Origin of the sequence: uncultured Tenacibaculum sp. (genome assembly GCF_947504135.1) — a bacterium.
In the GTDB taxonomy this organism is placed as follows: Bacteria; Bacteroidota; Bacteroidia; order Flavobacteriales; family Flavobacteriaceae; genus Polaribacter.
The window spans coordinates 164,121-178,905 of record NZ_CANNGG010000002.1 but is presented as its reverse complement, the minus strand read 5'-3'; the positions used below and the strand labels follow the sequence as shown (position 1 = coordinate 178,905).

At 32.7% G+C, this 14,785-nt stretch carries 13 protein-coding genes; 8 read left to right on the top strand and 5 right to left on the bottom strand.

The window, feature by feature from the left end; translation table 11 throughout:
- Window positions 1-73: 73 nt before the first annotated feature.
- Window positions 74-1,711 carry an alkaline phosphatase PafA gene (gene pafA, locus Q0663_RS04225; protein WP_299006838.1) on the top strand — a complete coding sequence of 546 codons (1,638 nt, stop codon included), beginning with the start codon at window positions 74-76 and terminating at the stop codon, window positions 1,709-1,711.
- A 126-nt stretch (window positions 1,712-1,837) separates the two neighbouring features.
- Here the strand turns inward: pafA and Q0663_RS04220 are convergent, their stop codons facing one another.
- The 5 genes from Q0663_RS04220 to Q0663_RS04200 all read right to left on the bottom strand — a co-directional run bounded on the left by Q0663_RS04220 (window position 1,838) and on the right by Q0663_RS04200 (window position 6,727).
- Window positions 1,838-1,993 (bottom strand): YqaE/Pmp3 family membrane protein, encoded by a 156-nt coding sequence (locus Q0663_RS04220; RefSeq protein WP_073184478.1) that lies wholly within the window; start codon window positions 1,991-1,993, stop codon window positions 1,838-1,840.
- Between the two features lie 66 nt (window positions 1,994-2,059).
- Window positions 2,060-4,558, bottom strand: coding sequence for a M14 family metallopeptidase (locus Q0663_RS04215; protein ID WP_299006834.1), 2,499 nt, complete (start codon window positions 4,556-4,558; stop codon window positions 2,060-2,062).
- A gap of 111 nt (window positions 4,559-4,669) precedes the next feature.
- Window positions 4,670-5,290, bottom strand: a complete 621-nt coding sequence (locus tag Q0663_RS04210; RefSeq protein ID WP_299006831.1) for a thioredoxin family protein — start codon at window positions 5,288-5,290, stop codon at window positions 4,670-4,672.
- A gap of 6 nt (window positions 5,291-5,296) precedes the next feature.
- Window positions 5,297-5,809 (bottom strand): TlpA disulfide reductase family protein, encoded by a 513-nt coding sequence (locus Q0663_RS04205; RefSeq protein ID WP_299006828.1) that lies wholly within the window; start codon window positions 5,807-5,809, stop codon window positions 5,297-5,299.
- Window positions 5,810-5,938: 129 nt separating this feature from the next.
- On the bottom strand, window positions 5,939-6,727 hold the full coding sequence (locus Q0663_RS04200) for a S1/P1 nuclease (protein ID WP_299006825.1): 789 nt from the start codon (window positions 6,725-6,727) through the stop codon (window positions 5,939-5,941).
- 123 nt (window positions 6,728-6,850) lie between these two features.
- On the opposite strand from Q0663_RS04200, the gene Q0663_RS04195 reads away from it, so the two are divergent.
- The 7 genes from Q0663_RS04195 (at window position 6,851) to Q0663_RS04165 (ending at window position 14,777) form a co-directional block, all read left to right on the top strand.
- Window positions 6,851-7,711 (top strand): SPFH domain-containing protein, encoded by an 861-nt coding sequence (locus tag Q0663_RS04195; protein WP_299006823.1) that lies wholly within the window; start codon window positions 6,851-6,853, stop codon window positions 7,709-7,711.
- Window positions 7,712-7,746: 35 nt separating this feature from the next.
- Window positions 7,747-7,911, top strand: a complete 165-nt coding sequence (locus Q0663_RS04190; protein WP_274635153.1) for a DUF4177 domain-containing protein — start codon at window positions 7,747-7,749, stop codon at window positions 7,909-7,911.
- 1 nt (window position 7,912) lies between these two features.
- On the top strand, window positions 7,913-8,419 hold the full coding sequence (locus Q0663_RS04185) for a hypothetical protein (protein ID WP_299006820.1): 507 nt from the start codon (window positions 7,913-7,915) through the stop codon (window positions 8,417-8,419).
- Between the two features lie 134 nt (window positions 8,420-8,553).
- On the top strand, window positions 8,554-8,718 hold the full coding sequence (locus Q0663_RS04180; RefSeq protein WP_274635151.1) for an Arc family DNA binding domain-containing protein: 165 nt from the start codon (window positions 8,554-8,556) through the stop codon (window positions 8,716-8,718).
- Window positions 8,719-8,819: 101 nt separating this feature from the next.
- The gene (locus Q0663_RS04175; RefSeq protein WP_299006817.1) at window positions 8,820-12,035 is read left to right on the top strand and encodes a hypothetical protein; all 3,216 of its coding nucleotides are present in this window, start codon (window positions 8,820-8,822) and stop codon (window positions 12,033-12,035) included.
- Between the two features lie 24 nt (window positions 12,036-12,059).
- Complete coding sequence (locus Q0663_RS04170; RefSeq protein ID WP_299006814.1) at window positions 12,060-13,979, top strand: S9 family peptidase; 1,920 nt, start codon at window positions 12,060-12,062, stop codon at window positions 13,977-13,979.
- Between the two features lie 138 nt (window positions 13,980-14,117).
- Window positions 14,118-14,777: a DUF2490 domain-containing protein gene (locus tag Q0663_RS04165; RefSeq protein WP_299006810.1), complete on the top strand. Its 660-nt coding sequence runs from the start codon at window positions 14,118-14,120 to the stop codon at window positions 14,775-14,777.
- Window positions 14,778-14,785 lie beyond the last annotated feature (8 nt).

Genomic DNA, 14,785 nt, shown 5'->3' with positions numbered 1-14,785 from the left:
TAACTCATCGCCTTATTTATAAGTTTTAGCTTGCTTTTTATGTACCTTTGAGTTTTAATTTTCAAAAAACAAAATGAGAAAAATAGCTTTTTTAGCAGCTATAATATGTTTAACCAGCTGCTCTGTTAATAAAAAAACAAATACTCAAAAACCAAAACTAGTAGTTGGTGTTGTTGTTGACCAAATGCGTTACGATTACCTTACTCGTTTTGCTAATAGATATGGTAACGACGGTTTTAAACGTTTACTTAGAGAAGGATACTCTTTAGAAAACGCTCATTACAATTATATTCCTACTTACACTGCTGTAGGGCATACTTCTATTTACACAGGAACAACGCCTACTAATCATGGTATTATAAGTAACCATTGGTACGATAAATACTTAAAGAAGACTATTTATTGTGTAGATGATGACAACTACAATACAATTGGTAATGACGGTGAAGGAGGAAAAAAATCTCCTTATAGAATGTTAACGACTACCGTTACCGACCAGTTAAAACTTGCTCAAAATATGAGAGGAAAAACCATTGGTATTGCCATAAAAGATCGTTCTGCTATTTTACCTGCAGGACACACAGCTAATGCTGCTTATTGGTTTGACGGTGGTGATAAAGGGCAATGGATTTCTTCTTCTTTTTACTTAAATGAATTACCTACTTGGGTACAAGAATTTAATGCTTCAGGGAAAGCTGATGAATATTTAAGTAAACCTTGGGAAACTTTATATGACATCAGTACGTACACTCAAAGTATTGAAGATGACAACGATTTTGAAGTTACTTTTAAAGGACAAGAGAGACCTATATTCCCTCATGATATTCCAACGTTAAGAAAGAGTAATAATAATTACAGTATAATAAAAGGGATTCCTGCTGGTAACTCTATTACTACTGATTTTGCTAAAGCGGCTATTATTGGTGAAAACTTAGGAAAATCTGAGTACACTGACTTTTTAGCGGTTAGTTATTCTTCAACTGATTATGTTGGACATCAGTTTGGAGTTGCTTCTAAAGAAATTGAAGATACTTATTTACGTTTAGATCAAGATTTAGCTGATTTATTTAAGTTTTTAGACACACAGGTTGGAAAAGACAACTATACCCTATTCTTAACTGCCGATCATGCTGCTGTGCAAGTTCCTTCATACTTAGAGTCTTTAAAAATACCTGCTGGTTATGTAAAGCCTGTTGCTTTCAAAAACTTTTTAAATGAAATTACCTTAAAACATTTTAAATCTAATGAGATTATTGAAAATGTTTCAAACTTTCAAGTGTTCTTAAATAAAGATAAGATTAGAGAGTTAAACCTTAACTATGAAAACGTAGCACAAACTATAGCGGATGAAGCTATTAATCATAAAAAGATTTATAAATCGGTAACTGCTAGAACCATGCAAACCACAACGTTTACTAACGGAATTTTACATGTTTTACAAAATGGTTACAATCAAAAGTTTTCGGGTGATGTTATTTTAATTCCAAATCCATCAACTATTGCTAGTAGTTCAAAAAAAGGGACTACGCATGGTTCTGGATACTCGTACGATACACACATTCCGATGATTTTTTATGGAAATGGAATTAAACAAGGAGTTTCTAAAAAGAAATATGAAATTGTAGATATTGCTCCAACGATTTCTAATTTATTACAGATAGAATTCCCTAACGGATCTACTGGAAAAATTATTGAAGAAGTTCTTGAATAGGAAACTTAGAAATGAGAAAAGAGAAACTAGAGAGTAGACCGTAAAAAAACTCCAATTTGATTTCATCAAATTGGAGTTTTTTCATTGATACATTTTCAAATTACCAAATTGCTACATTACACAAAGTTAATTCGGATTATTTAATATAATTAGTGCTGCAATAACTCCTGGAACCCACCCGCAAAGTGTCAATAAAAATACAATTATAATTGATCCACAGCCTTTACCTATCACTGCTAATGGTGGAAAAAATATTGCTAATAAAACTCTTAATAAACTCATAGTACTTTTTTAGTTAGTATACTTAAAAGACGAGTTAATTAGGATTTTGTTACAGTTAAACTTTTTCTACATCAACTTTCCAAAGAAAATAGCATTCATCAATAGTTTATTAGTTCCAAACCAAAACGCTCTAAAGTTAGTATTATCCGTAAAAACGATTACTCTACCACTACCTAAGCGCCCTGTTTTGAATGGAACAGTGTTTTTCAACTCTTTTAAATTTTCTTTTGAAATATAACCACTCAATAACGGATTGCTTGTATACTGAATTGGATTGTTAAAACTCTTCGCATCTGGTTGAATAAACTGTTTTGTATTTCTAAACAAAGCTATTTTATCATTTTTGTATCCAAAGTTGATTGGGTGTGAGCGATCAATCTTAGCTTCAAAAATTGCTCCTCCAATCACTTGCGCTCCCGATTGCAACGAACGATTTTCAAACGATACATTATTTATAGAATCTATCTTAGTTTTATTAAACTTTACATTAATAAACCCTCTGTTAGATAACCAATTTACTGCATTTCTATATCCAATTAACACACCTCCATTACGTACCCAAACTTTTAGCTTCTCTTCTAAGTTTTTATCCAACGAGCGACTATTAGGAACAATAATCGTTGTATACCTATCAAGATTAACTCTCGTAGCATAATCAGTATCTAACTTCGTTAATTTCATATCGTAACGCTGATCTAACAAATGCCAAATTTCACCTGCATCATAACTTGTAATCCCGTTACCTACTAACATCGCTACTTTCTGCTGTTTTACGGTTTCAAAATTTCTACTTCCTAAATCAATTCCTTCATTTAACCCTGTAGACACACCTTTAATTGCAATATGATTTTCATTCGCTATCTTTCCTAAAAAATCGAACAACTCATTTCCGTTTAACTCTTGATTTTGAGCTGGAATAAAAATAGTTCCATAGTCATACGAATTACCATCGTTTGTAAATTTTTTCATCGCTACTTTCGCTCGTAACCCTTTTTCTAAAATAGAATTCAATGCTTTAGGAGTGTTATATTCATTCCAAGGAAATAAATATCCCACACTACTTTTTTGTTGAATTGTTCCTTGTCTTGGTTGTAATTGAGTCACCTCAACTCCTGCTTTTGATAATGAAACATTATCCGCATAATCAACTCCAAAGGCATAATTAAAGGTCCAAGCAGATACATCATAAAACAAACTATCTTTAAAGGTTGTTCGTACATCAAACATTGCTTTTACCAACCTGTGATTTTTCTGATTCATAGGCACGACATAACTATACCCTTTTTTGAAACGTTTTCCATTCGATGTAAAATCTTCTTTTAACTCGTGGAGTTTTATTTGATGACGTTGTAAAACTTCTGCTAAATGATTTGTTTTCGTTGCATCCTTTTCATCACCAAATACTATCGCTTTGTTTGTTTCTAAGCTTCTAGAGTTTTTATAAAAGTCTTGTTGGTATTGTAAGATTTTTGTTCGCATGTTTTTAGCAGCTTCTAGTGTTGACAATGCTGCTGTAAACTGATTTCGAATGGTAAACGGAAAGGTTAATATTCCGTTTTCACTTTCTTGCGCATGCCCGCGAGAACTTCCTTGTTCAAATAAAATCCCGATACTTCCATTAATATCTGGAAAAGTTGACCCTTTTCCGTAGTAAAAATCATCAAAACTTTCCTCTGAATAATAGGTTGAACCTATTTTATCGAATGCTTTTGCATGATAGGTTGCTATTTCCTTAGTTAATTCCTGATTCATTTTTGGAGTCAACGGATTTGTTCTACTCGGAATCCCTGGTTGGAAAAAGAAAGTTGAGTTCGTTCCCATTTCATGATGATCGGTTAAAATATTCGGCAACCATTTGTGAAAAGTTTGAATTCTAGCTCTACTCTCAGGCAACTGAACTGGTAACCAATCACGATTCATATCAAACCAATAATGATTCGTTCTTCCACCTGGCCAAACCTCATGATATTCTCTATCATTTGGATCAGGATTAATATTATTTGCCTTATTTGTATTTGCCCAATATGCAAAACGTTGTAAACCATCTGGATTCATCGCTGGATCAAAAAGAATTACCGAATTATCTAATAATTCTTCAATTTTTTGCCCTTCTCCCGCTGCTAAATAATAAGCAGCTGCTAACGCCGCATTGGTTCCACTTGCCTCATTCCCGTGAATTGAAAATCCTTGGTATACCACTATTGGATTATTAGACACATCTACAGAAGCATCGTTTGTTGCTTTTATATGATTTTCTCGTATTTCTTCTAAATTTTGATGATTTTTTGGGGAAGTTATCGTTAACAACACCAACGGTCTTCCTTCATAGGTTGTTCCTCTGTTTTCAAGCACCACTCTATCTGAAGCATTCGCAAGTGCTTTCATATATTCTATCAACTTATCATGGGTTACATGCCACTCTCCTACTTCGTGTCCTAAAACTGATTTTGGTGTTGGTATGTTTTGATTGTAAGAAACATCTTGTGGTAGGTAATAATTTAAATCGACTGTTTGTGCCGTTAATGTCGCACTAACAAATAGTAGTGATAGTAATAATTTCTTCATTATTTAATTTTAAGTTGATTGTTATAACTACAGTTGAATTTGTGTATTAATTCTGTTTAAATAATAAAAACCCCACAAAAAAGTGGGATTCTTATATCCTATTGGTATTTATTAACTGTTTCTTTTATCTTTTATAGTACATCCTATTGCTCTAGTATCAGTTTTTGTTGGCTTTTCTCCTTTCAACAAAGCATCAACCGCATTTTCAACAAAACGTTCTTTTACATTATTCTCGTTACGAGTGCTATCATCAATAGCACCAATATATTCAACAATTAATTTACCTTTCTTTTTATTTAATATGTAAACATGTGGTGTTTTAGTTGCTCCGTATTTTGGATACACCTCTTGACCTTCATCAAACAAATAAGGAAACGTAAAACCTTTTTCTTTTGCACGTACTTTCATCGCTTCAAAACTATCTCCTTTTGAAACCTCTGGGTCATTTGGGTTAATAGCTATTACAGGAAACCCTTTCTTTTTATATTTCTTATCCAACGCAATAATTCTGTCTTCATTTGCTACTGAATACGGACACATATTACACGTAAATACTACAATAAATCCTTTTGCCTCTGAATAATCAGCTAAAGAAACCATAGTGTCGTCTATATTTTTTAGTGAAAAATCTGTGGCTTCATCTCCTACCTTATATCCTTTTGATGGATTAATAGTAAATGCAGATATAGTTGCAACTACTAACAATAACAATGTTATTTTAAATGTTTTCATAATTATTTAGTTTAAAAAGGTTTGTAATTCGTCTTGTAACTCTTCATAGCTAAATGATTGCTCGTAAAACTTTCTTTTTTCTTTATTGTAAATTAACGTTGCTGGTATAGAACCCGACCAATTTTCAGCAATGTCTTGTATCCAAAACTGTTCATTTGCATCATCAAAATGAAGTACTTTAGATTCTAATTTTCTATTTTTAACAAATGGAATTAGGTTACTTTCCTTCTGTTTAGGAAAATCTAAACTCACCAAAACTACCTCTACATTTTTATCTTTATACGCTGCGTTTAACTTTTCAAAAGCAGGAAGTTCTTTTACACAAGGCATACACCAAGTTGCCCAAAAATTGATAACATAGGTCTTATCATCATTTTTATGCAGCAGCGGTTTTAACGCTTCGTAATTTAGCGTAGCTATTTTAATAGAAGACTCTGTAACTTCATCTGTTTCTCTTGGTTTTTCTTTACAAGAAAACAACATGAAACTCCCTAAAAAAAGTATTAGAATTTTATGCATTTGATATTTGTTTCCTCTCAAAATTAACTGATTGTGTTAGTTAAAAAGCAGAATTAACGAAACATTAACAAGAAAAAAGCCCGAAAAAATACTTTTTCGGGCTTTTACTATCAGTAATACTTTTATTTCTTAGCTATAAATTTCATTCAATAATTTAGCTAAACGTAATCCTCCTTTTTGTAATTGTTCTCTCACTACAGGAAAATAAATATATGAATAGCGGTAGCGTAAATTCTCTCCTACCTCAACAGATTTATATACCTCTTTAGTAATTTTATGTGTATCGTGTAACCAATCTACCACAGTTCCTTGTTGAATTACTTTTATTTGTTCTTTCGATAAATCTTTAGCATTACTTGCTAATTCAATATAACTCATATCCCACTTATTAAGTAAATCTTCATCCCATACTCTATGTAAATTTGATCCTTTACCATGCCACTGAACTTGTATCTTATTTCCTCCTAAATCCTCTTTTAGACCTATGTGCATTGGCTGATGTAAGTCTCCTACTAAATGTACTAACATCTTTAAGTAAAAACGTTTATCTTCTGTAGAGCTATTTTCATTCTTTAGTACTTTCATACATTTCTCAATACCTGTAACCATATCTCCTTCTGGGTTCTTTTCGGTATCTTCATAACGAGCATCTAATGGCATATTTACATAATGCCAAGTATAAAATTTACCATATTTCTTTCTATCAGATTTTATTTCATCTGCATACGTAGATACAAACGCTAAACTTTCTCCTTGTAATAGCTTTTCTATTTTCTTTTTAGCTTTTTTAGTCAGGTGTTTTTCTGCGATCTTTCCCGTAGCTCTATGACCAGTTGGTCCCCATACATCTTCATTATTAGCTATTGACGAAGCACTTACCAAAAATGCAGCGAATACTATTAAAAATTTTGTCTTCATGAATAGTTTAAATTATAATCGAAAGCTAAATTATAAAAATAATTCCTCAAAAATTTGGATTTAACAAAAATTAAATTATATCTTTATAATATCATTTTAATATCACTTTAACAAAAACAAAAAATGAAAGCAGAAAAAATCATCAAACCAGCTAATGGATATTTAATGTTCTTTATTGTTCTTGCACTTTTTATAAGTGGAATTACATTAGCTATTAAAACACAAAACCCAATATTCATAATAATGTCTGTATTAGCATTTATTTTAGCATTAGGTTTCATTTTAGTGAATCCTAATTCTTCTAAAGTTTTATTATTCTTTGGAAAATATGTTGGTACCGTAAAGCAAAATGGATTGTATTGGGCTAACCCTTTATACAAAAAGAAAACTATTTCTTTAAGAGCGAGTAATTTTGATAGTGAGCGTTTAAAAGTGAATGATAAACTTGGAAACCCAGTAATGATTAGCACCATTTTAGTGTGGCGCGTTACCGAAACTTATAAAGCTGCTTTTGATGTAGACAATTATGAAAACTTCGTTCGTGTACAAACAGATGCTGCTGTACGTAAACTAGCTAGCATGTATCCGTATGATAATTTTGCTGATGAAGGTCATGAAGAAGACATTACTTTACGTTCTAGTGTTAATGAAGTAAGTGAAGCTTTAGAAAAAGAATTAGAAGAGCGTTTAGCTATTGCTGGTATTGAAGTTTTAGAAGCACGAATTGGTTATTTGGCCTATGCACAAGAAATTGCAAGTGCTATGTTAAAGCGTCAACAAGCTACAGCTATTGTTGCAGCACGTCATAAAATAGTGCAAGGAGCTGTTGATATGGTAGAAATGGCTTTAGAAGAATTGAATAAAAAAGAAATTGTTCAGTTAGACGAAGAACGTAAGGCTGCAATGGTAAGTAATTTATTAGTGATTTTATGTGGAGATAAAGAAGCGTCGCCAGTAGTTAATGCAGGAACGTTGAATCATTAATAGGTTAAAATACTGAAAATTTAAAAGATTAAAAGATGAAGGAATATAAAATAATTAAACAAGAATTTAGCTGGACAAACTCCCAACAAAACTTTGAGGACCAATTAAATAATTTTGCCAAACAAGGATGGCGTGTTATTAACGTTCTAGAAAGAAATAGTATTTTATTAGCTGTACTTGAAAAGGATAAAAACCGATAGAATGAAAATTTTTAAAGAAGAGCAACGATTTACACAATGGTGGTTATTAGTAATATTAGCTGTAAGTTTAATTGTACCCGTAATACTTATTGTTAAAGAATATATGCAAGAAAATTCTACAATGAGTTCTACAGAGTTAACACTTACTCTTCTTGCAATTTTAGCTTCATTTGCTTTTATTTTTATTTTTAAGTTAACTACAAGAATTGATGAATATGGAATTCATTATCAGTTCTTCCCTTTTCATCTATCCTTAAGAAAAATAGCTTGGTCTGAAATTGAAAAAGCTTATGTCAGAAATTATGATCCCATTGGTGAATATGGAGGATGGGGGTTAAAAGGCGGATTACTTTGGAATAAAAAAAGAGGAACTACTTTAAATATTTCAGGAGATATCGGTATTCAACTAGAACTAAAAAATAACAAAAAACTACTTATAGGAACCAAAAAAGAACAAGAAGCAAAACGTGTTTTAGTAACCTATAAACATAAAGTACAACAATTATGATACGGATAATATTATTTACCATCATATACCTTTTTAGTTTCATTCTCTCTTTGATATAACTAAATATTAGGAAGTTGTATTTTTGACCCGTAATTTAACTCTTAAACACAACCGTTTCTTACATAAAAACAAACATGGCAAAAAAGAAAGCATTTGCACTCCGCATAAACGAAGACATGTTAAAAGCTATTGAAAAATGGGCTTCTGACGAGTTTCGATCTACTAATGGGCAGATTGAATGGATGCTTATGCAAGTACTTAAAGAAGCAAAAAGAGAACCCAAAAAGAAAGAAGATTAACTTCAAAATCTTAACTCCTTGTAAAAAAAACGTCTAATTTTTAATTAGGCGTTTTCTATTTTGTAAATTGTACACAACTAAATTTCAATCAACTAACAATTATGAACAAGCTTTTTTCTTTCATTTTATTGCTCGCAACATCTATATTGTTCTCACAAGAATTCTCAATGGATCTGGTTAAAAATATGAAACCACGAAACATCGGTCCGGGTGGTATGAGTGGTCGTGTAACCGCTATCGATGTAGTTGAATCAAATCCTGATATTATGTACGTTGGTACTGCTTCTGGTGGGGTTTGGAAATCTACTTCCGGTGGTATTAAATGGCAACCTATTTTCGATAAAGAGGTAACTGCCTCTATCGGAGCGGTAGCTATTCAACAATCAAACCCAAGCGTTATTTGGGTAGGAACTGGTGAAGGGAATCCTCGTAACAGCTTGAATGGTGGTTACGGAATTTTTAAATCCTTAGATGCCGGAAAATCATGGAAATCCATGGGATTAGAAAAAACGCGACACATACATCGTGTAGTTATTCATCCTGATAATCCTGATATTGTATATGTAGCTGCTATAGGTTCCCCATGGGGTGAACACAAAGAACGTGGTGTATACAAAACTACCGATGGAGGTAAAACGTGGAAAAAAATCTTATTCAACAATATAAAAACGGGTGCTGCCGATTTAGTTATAGATCCATCAAATCCAAACAAATTAATCGCTGCTATGTGGGAACATAAACGTGATCCTTGGTTTTTTAAATCTGGTGGTGAAGGAAGTGGTTTATACATAACGCATGATGGAGGTGACAACTGGAAAAAAATTACCGATAAAGAAGGTTTTCCTAAAGGGGAATTGGGTAGAATTGGTGTTGCCATTGCTCCATCAAACCCAAATATTGTGTACGCCTTGGTTGAAGCAAAAAAGAATGCGTTGTATAAAAGTGAAGATGGTGGTGAAAAATGGACAAAAATCAATGATAAAAAAGGAATTGGCGACCGTCCATTCTATTATTCAGAAATTTATGTCGATCCTCAAAATGAGCACAAGTTGTATTCTATTTTCACCTATGTAAATGTTTCTATTGACGGAGGTAAATCATTTAAACAACTCATGCCCGCTTATGGAGTTGATAACGGAATCCACCCAGACCATCACGCTTGGTGGATACATCCTAAAGATGGAAGTTTTATGATTGATGGGAATGATGGTGGATTGAACATAACCAAAGATGGTGGTAAAACATGGCGCTTTATAGGTAATTTACCTATTGCTCAATATTATCATATTAATGTTGACAATGAATTCCCTTATAATGTATACGGAGGAATGCAAGACAATGGTTCTTGGCGAGGACCTGCCTATGTTTGGAAATCACAAGGTATCCGAAATTCGTATTGGCAAGAGATTAGTTTTGGTGATGGTTTTGACGTAATACCAGATAAAGAAGATGCTCGTTATGGTTGGACAATGAGTCAACAAGGTTTTGTATCTCGTTATGACTACGAAACAGGGAACAATTACACAGTTCGTCCTACACATCCAGACCCTGATGTAAAGTTACGTTTTAACTGGAACTCTGCTATTAATATTGATCCATTTGATAATTCAACTTTATACTTCGGAAGTCAATTCGTGCATAAATCAACCGATAAAGGATTAACATGGAAAGTTATTTCTCCTGATTTAACTACCAACGACAAAACCAAACTCAATCAACAAGAAAGTGGAGGTTTAACTATGGATGCTACAGGTGCAGAAAATCATTGTACTATTTTAGTTATCGAACCTTCTCCTATAGAAAAAGACATGTTATGGGCAGCTACGGATGATGGTCAGGTACATATCACTCAAAATGGTGGTGCAACTTGGACAAATGTTGCTAAAAACCTAAAAGGGTTACCAGAAAATAGTTGGATTACACAAATAAAAGCTTCTAATAAAAACAAAGGAGAAGCCTTATTAGTAGCGAACGATTATCGTCGCTTTAACTACAAACCTTATGCCTACCGAACTACCGATTACGGTAAAACATGGAAACGTATTGTTGATGAAAATGATGTAGAAAGTTTTACGTTAAGTATTGCTGAAGACCCAATCGAACCTAATTTACTTTTTTTAGGAACAGATGATGGACTATATATTTCTTTAAATGCTGGTGAAAACTGGACAAAATGGACAGAAGGTTTCCCAACTGTTCCTGTAAAAGATTTAGTAATTCATCCAAGAGAGTATGATTTGGTTATCGGAACATTTGGAAGGTCTGCTTGGGTATTAGACGATATTCGTCCGTTGAGAGCATTAGCTAAAGATAAAAATATCCTTACAAAAAATATCGAATTGTTTGAACCTCCTATTGCTTATCAAGCTGCATATCAACAACCAACAGGTAGTCGATTTGGCGCAGATGCTATTTATAACGGAGAAAACAGAAGTCGTGGTGCTTTGGTACAATTCTACATCAACAAACCAAAAACTGACGAAAAACCAAAAGATAAAAAAACCGATGATGTCAGTTCGAGCACAGTCGAGAACTCAACAGAAACTGAAAATAAAGTAAAATGGGATTCTATTAAATTTGAAATATTTGATGGTAAACGATTGATAAGAACACTAAAAAGAAAAACTCCCAAAGAAAATGGAATTCACAAAGGTGTTTGGTTTATGGATGAAAAAGGAGTTTCTAGACCTTCAAGAACCATTAGAAAACAAAAAAGTGAACCTAGTGGTGTAAGAGTAAAACCAGGTACTTACAGAATTAAAACTACGTTTGGAGATAAAACTTCTGAACAAAACATCACGGTAAAATTCGATCCTAGATTAACTATTTCTCAAACGGCTATCAATCAAAAATACGATACAAGCAAAGAACTTGAAAAGTATCAAAATATTATTGCAGATGCTGTTAAACAATTAGTTGAAAGCAAAGACATCGCTAATAACTACAAAACCGAGCTCTCAAAAAAGGATAAAAAGGCCTACAAAGAGCAAATAAAAAATTCAACCGAAACTATTAAAAAAATTGATAGTTTACTTGATATTTACTTTGGTAAAGTTGATAAACGCCAAGGAATTATCCGTAATCCAGATCCGACAGTTACACAAAGATTAAGTACAGCAAATTGGTACGTAAACAGTAGATTTGGTGAGCAAACTGCTACTGAAAAACAATTAATCAATCAATTTAAAGGAGCTTTTAAAGATGCTATTGAAAAAACCAATGCTTTTTTCGATAAAGACTGGAAAGAATATAAAGTTGAGGTAGAAAAAATAGATTTATCTCCGTTTAAAGAAACCAAAAAATTTTCTGTAGAATAATTTCAAATTAAAAAATCTTACATAATGAAAAGAATAATCGTTCTACTCGCTATTACTATTATAGCCAGTGCTTGTAAAAAAGAGCAAAAAAAGCCAACAGAAGTTGCTGAAACACTTAAAGAATACTCTATCGAACAAATGATGGATAACGAGAGTGTTTCAGGAGGAAGTTTTTCTCCAGACAACTCAAAATTACTCGTAACCAGTAATCGTTCGGGAATTTATAACATGTACACAGTTTCTACAACTAACGGAGAATTTGAGCCAATAACAAAATCAGACAGCTCTTCTGTTTTTGCAACCTCATATTTCCCTAAAGATGAGCGTATGTTGTTTAGAATGGATAATAATGGTGATGAAATTTATCATATATTTTTAAGAGAACTTGATGGTAATATTAAAGATTTAACACCAACTAAAGGTGCTAGAGCTGGATTTTTTGGTTGGGCAAAAAATGAGAAAAGTTTCTTTTTTACTTCTAATAAAAGAGACAAGCGTTTTATGGATCTTTATGAAATGGATCTTGAAACTTTTACCCCTATCATGATTTATGAAAATAAAGACGGTTATAACGTAGCAGCAATATCAAATAATAAAAACATTCTAGCGCTAAGCAAAACGGTTAACACAAATGACAGTGACTTGTTTTTGTTTGATAGAACCACCAAAGTAATCACAAAAATTAATCTTACGTTGAGTGGTAATTCTGCCGCTGATTTTTCTATTGATGATACTGATTTCTACTACACAACAGATGCAGAAGGTGAATTTGCAACCTTAATGAAATATACCATTAGCACCAATGAAACAGAAAAAGTGTTAGTAAAAGATTGGGATATTTCTGGAAGTTATTTTACCAACAATGGAAAATATAGAGTTACCTATATTAACGAAGATGCAAAAAATGTAATTGAAGTTTTTGATGTTGCTGAAGGAAAAAACATAACCTTACCTAATGTTAATGGAAAAAGTATTACCAGCGTTGGTTTTTCTAGAGATGAAAACATGATGCGTTTTTATGCTGGAGGTTCTGATGCTCCATCTAACTTATACGTTTACGATTTAGCTACTCAAAAACAAACGCAATTAACTGACGTATTAAACAAAGAAATTAATCCTGATGATTTAGTAAAAGCGAAAGTAATACGTTACCCTTCTTTTGATGGAGTTACGATTCCTGCAATTTATTACTTACCTCATCAAGCTTCAGAAGACAATAAAGTCCCTGCTTTAGTTTGGGTACATGGAGGTCCTGGAGGGCAATCACGTCAAAATTTCAATTCCAGAATCCAATACCTAGTAAACCACGGATATGCTGTTTTAGCTGTAAATAATCGTGGAAGTAGTGGTTATGGTAAAACCTTTTTTACTATGGATGACTTAAATCACGGTGAAAAAGATTTACAAGATTGCGTAGAAGGGAAAAATTGGTTAGCAAACCAACCAGAAATTGACGCTGAAAAAATAGGAATCATCGGAGGATCTTATGGCGGCTATATGACCATGGCTGCATTAACCTATACCCCTGAAGAATTTGCTGTTGGGGTAAATATTTACGGAGTAACCAACTGGATGCGTACTTTAAAAAGTATTCCGTCGTGGTGGGAATCGTTTAGAGAAGCCCTATACAAAGAGTTAGGAAATCCTTATTCTGCCGATTCAGTTAGACTTAAAAGAATTTCTCCTTTATTCCACACCGATAAAGTAACCAAACCTTTAATGGTTTTACAAGGAGCTAAAGACCCGAGAGTTTTACAAGTAGAGTCTGATGAAATTGTGGCTGGGGTTAAGAAAAACGGAGTTCCTGTGGAATATGTTCTTTTTGATGATGAAGGTCATGGTTTTGTAAAGAAAGAAAATCAAATAGAAGCAAATAGTAAAATCTTACAGTTCTTAGACACCTATTTAAAGAAGGAAGAGCCAATTAAAAACGATGATTCATAAACAAATTCAAAGAACTTTAACAGTATAACTTTTCCGAAAAATTATCGAGTTTATATTTTTGTCAGCATAATACAAAATCTCCCATATATCTATTTATTTGGGAGATTTTTAATATCACAAAGAACCACAACTATTATTATGCGAAAATTATTCTTGTTAATTATCTCTTTATTTTCATTCAACAGTTTTTCTCAAAATCAACCTGACCCTACCAAAGAATTAGGAGTATGGTACATGTACAACGGATCTCACCAAATTTCAGATAAGTTTGGCTTAAAATCTATAGCACATTTTCGCTTCTTTGAAGTTGGAGACGATATGCAACAATTCATTGGACGCTTAGGAGCTAATTATAAATTCAATAAAAATGTAAATGCTACCGTAGGGTATGCTTTCTTAAACACTGATGAAACTTTTAACATTACTGCTGGTGACTTTAGCGAACATCGCATTTATGAGGATTTGAATGTTAACCATAAAATAGCTAGTTCAAATTTAGCACACCGTTTTAGAGGTGAACAACGTTTTTTTGAATCGACCACTAGTAATTTCTTTCGATATCAATTAGCCTTGAGTCATCCTATTGATGAAAAATGGTCGACATACCTATACAATGAAACTTTTTTAGATTTTGAAGGTGAAGCATACAATCAAAACTGGTTCGGAGCTGGTTTTAAATACAAAGTTTCTGATATTATAAAACTTCAAGCTGGATATCAATTAATCAATGTTAATAATGTTGGTAATTTCAATAGAATTCAACTAGGAATTGCAATTACCACAGATCACAGAAAATAGAACTAACT

What these genes read in the sequence shown, in the direction of transcription:
- Q0663_RS04185 (WP_299006820.1), top strand. Translation starts at nt 7,913, where the DNA reads ATGAAAATTTTTAAAGAAGAGCAACGATTTACACAATGGTGGTTATTA.
- pafA (WP_299006838.1), top strand. Translation starts at nt 74, where the DNA reads ATGAGAAAAATAGCTTTTTTAGCAGCTATAATATGTTTAACCAGCTGC.
- Q0663_RS04195 (WP_299006823.1), top strand. Translation starts at nt 6,851, where the DNA reads ATGAAAGCAGAAAAAATCATCAAACCAGCTAATGGATATTTAATGTTC.
- Q0663_RS04180 (WP_274635151.1), top strand. Translation starts at nt 8,554, where the DNA reads ATGGCAAAAAAGAAAGCATTTGCACTCCGCATAAACGAAGACATGTTA.
- Q0663_RS04170 (WP_299006814.1), top strand. Translation starts at nt 12,060, where the DNA reads ATGAAAAGAATAATCGTTCTACTCGCTATTACTATTATAGCCAGTGCT.
- Q0663_RS04200 (WP_299006825.1), bottom strand. Translation starts at nt 6,727, where the DNA reads ATGAAGACAAAATTTTTAATAGTATTCGCTGCATTTTTGGTAAGTGCT.
- Q0663_RS04210 (WP_299006831.1), bottom strand. Translation starts at nt 5,290, where the DNA reads ATGAAAACATTTAAAATAACATTGTTATTGTTAGTAGTTGCAACTATA.
- Q0663_RS04190 (WP_274635153.1), top strand. Translation starts at nt 7,747, where the DNA reads ATGAAGGAATATAAAATAATTAAACAAGAATTTAGCTGGACAAACTCC.
- Q0663_RS04220 (WP_073184478.1), bottom strand. Translation starts at nt 1,993, where the DNA reads ATGAGTTTATTAAGAGTTTTATTAGCAATATTTTTTCCACCATTAGCA.
- Q0663_RS04175 (WP_299006817.1), top strand. Translation starts at nt 8,820, where the DNA reads ATGAACAAGCTTTTTTCTTTCATTTTATTGCTCGCAACATCTATATTG.
- Q0663_RS04215 (WP_299006834.1), bottom strand. Translation starts at nt 4,558, where the DNA reads ATGAAGAAATTATTACTATCACTACTATTTGTTAGTGCGACATTAACG.
- Q0663_RS04205 (WP_299006828.1), bottom strand. Translation starts at nt 5,809, where the DNA reads ATGCATAAAATTCTAATACTTTTTTTAGGGAGTTTCATGTTGTTTTCT.
- Q0663_RS04165 (WP_299006810.1), top strand. Translation starts at nt 14,118, where the DNA reads ATGCGAAAATTATTCTTGTTAATTATCTCTTTATTTTCATTCAACAGT.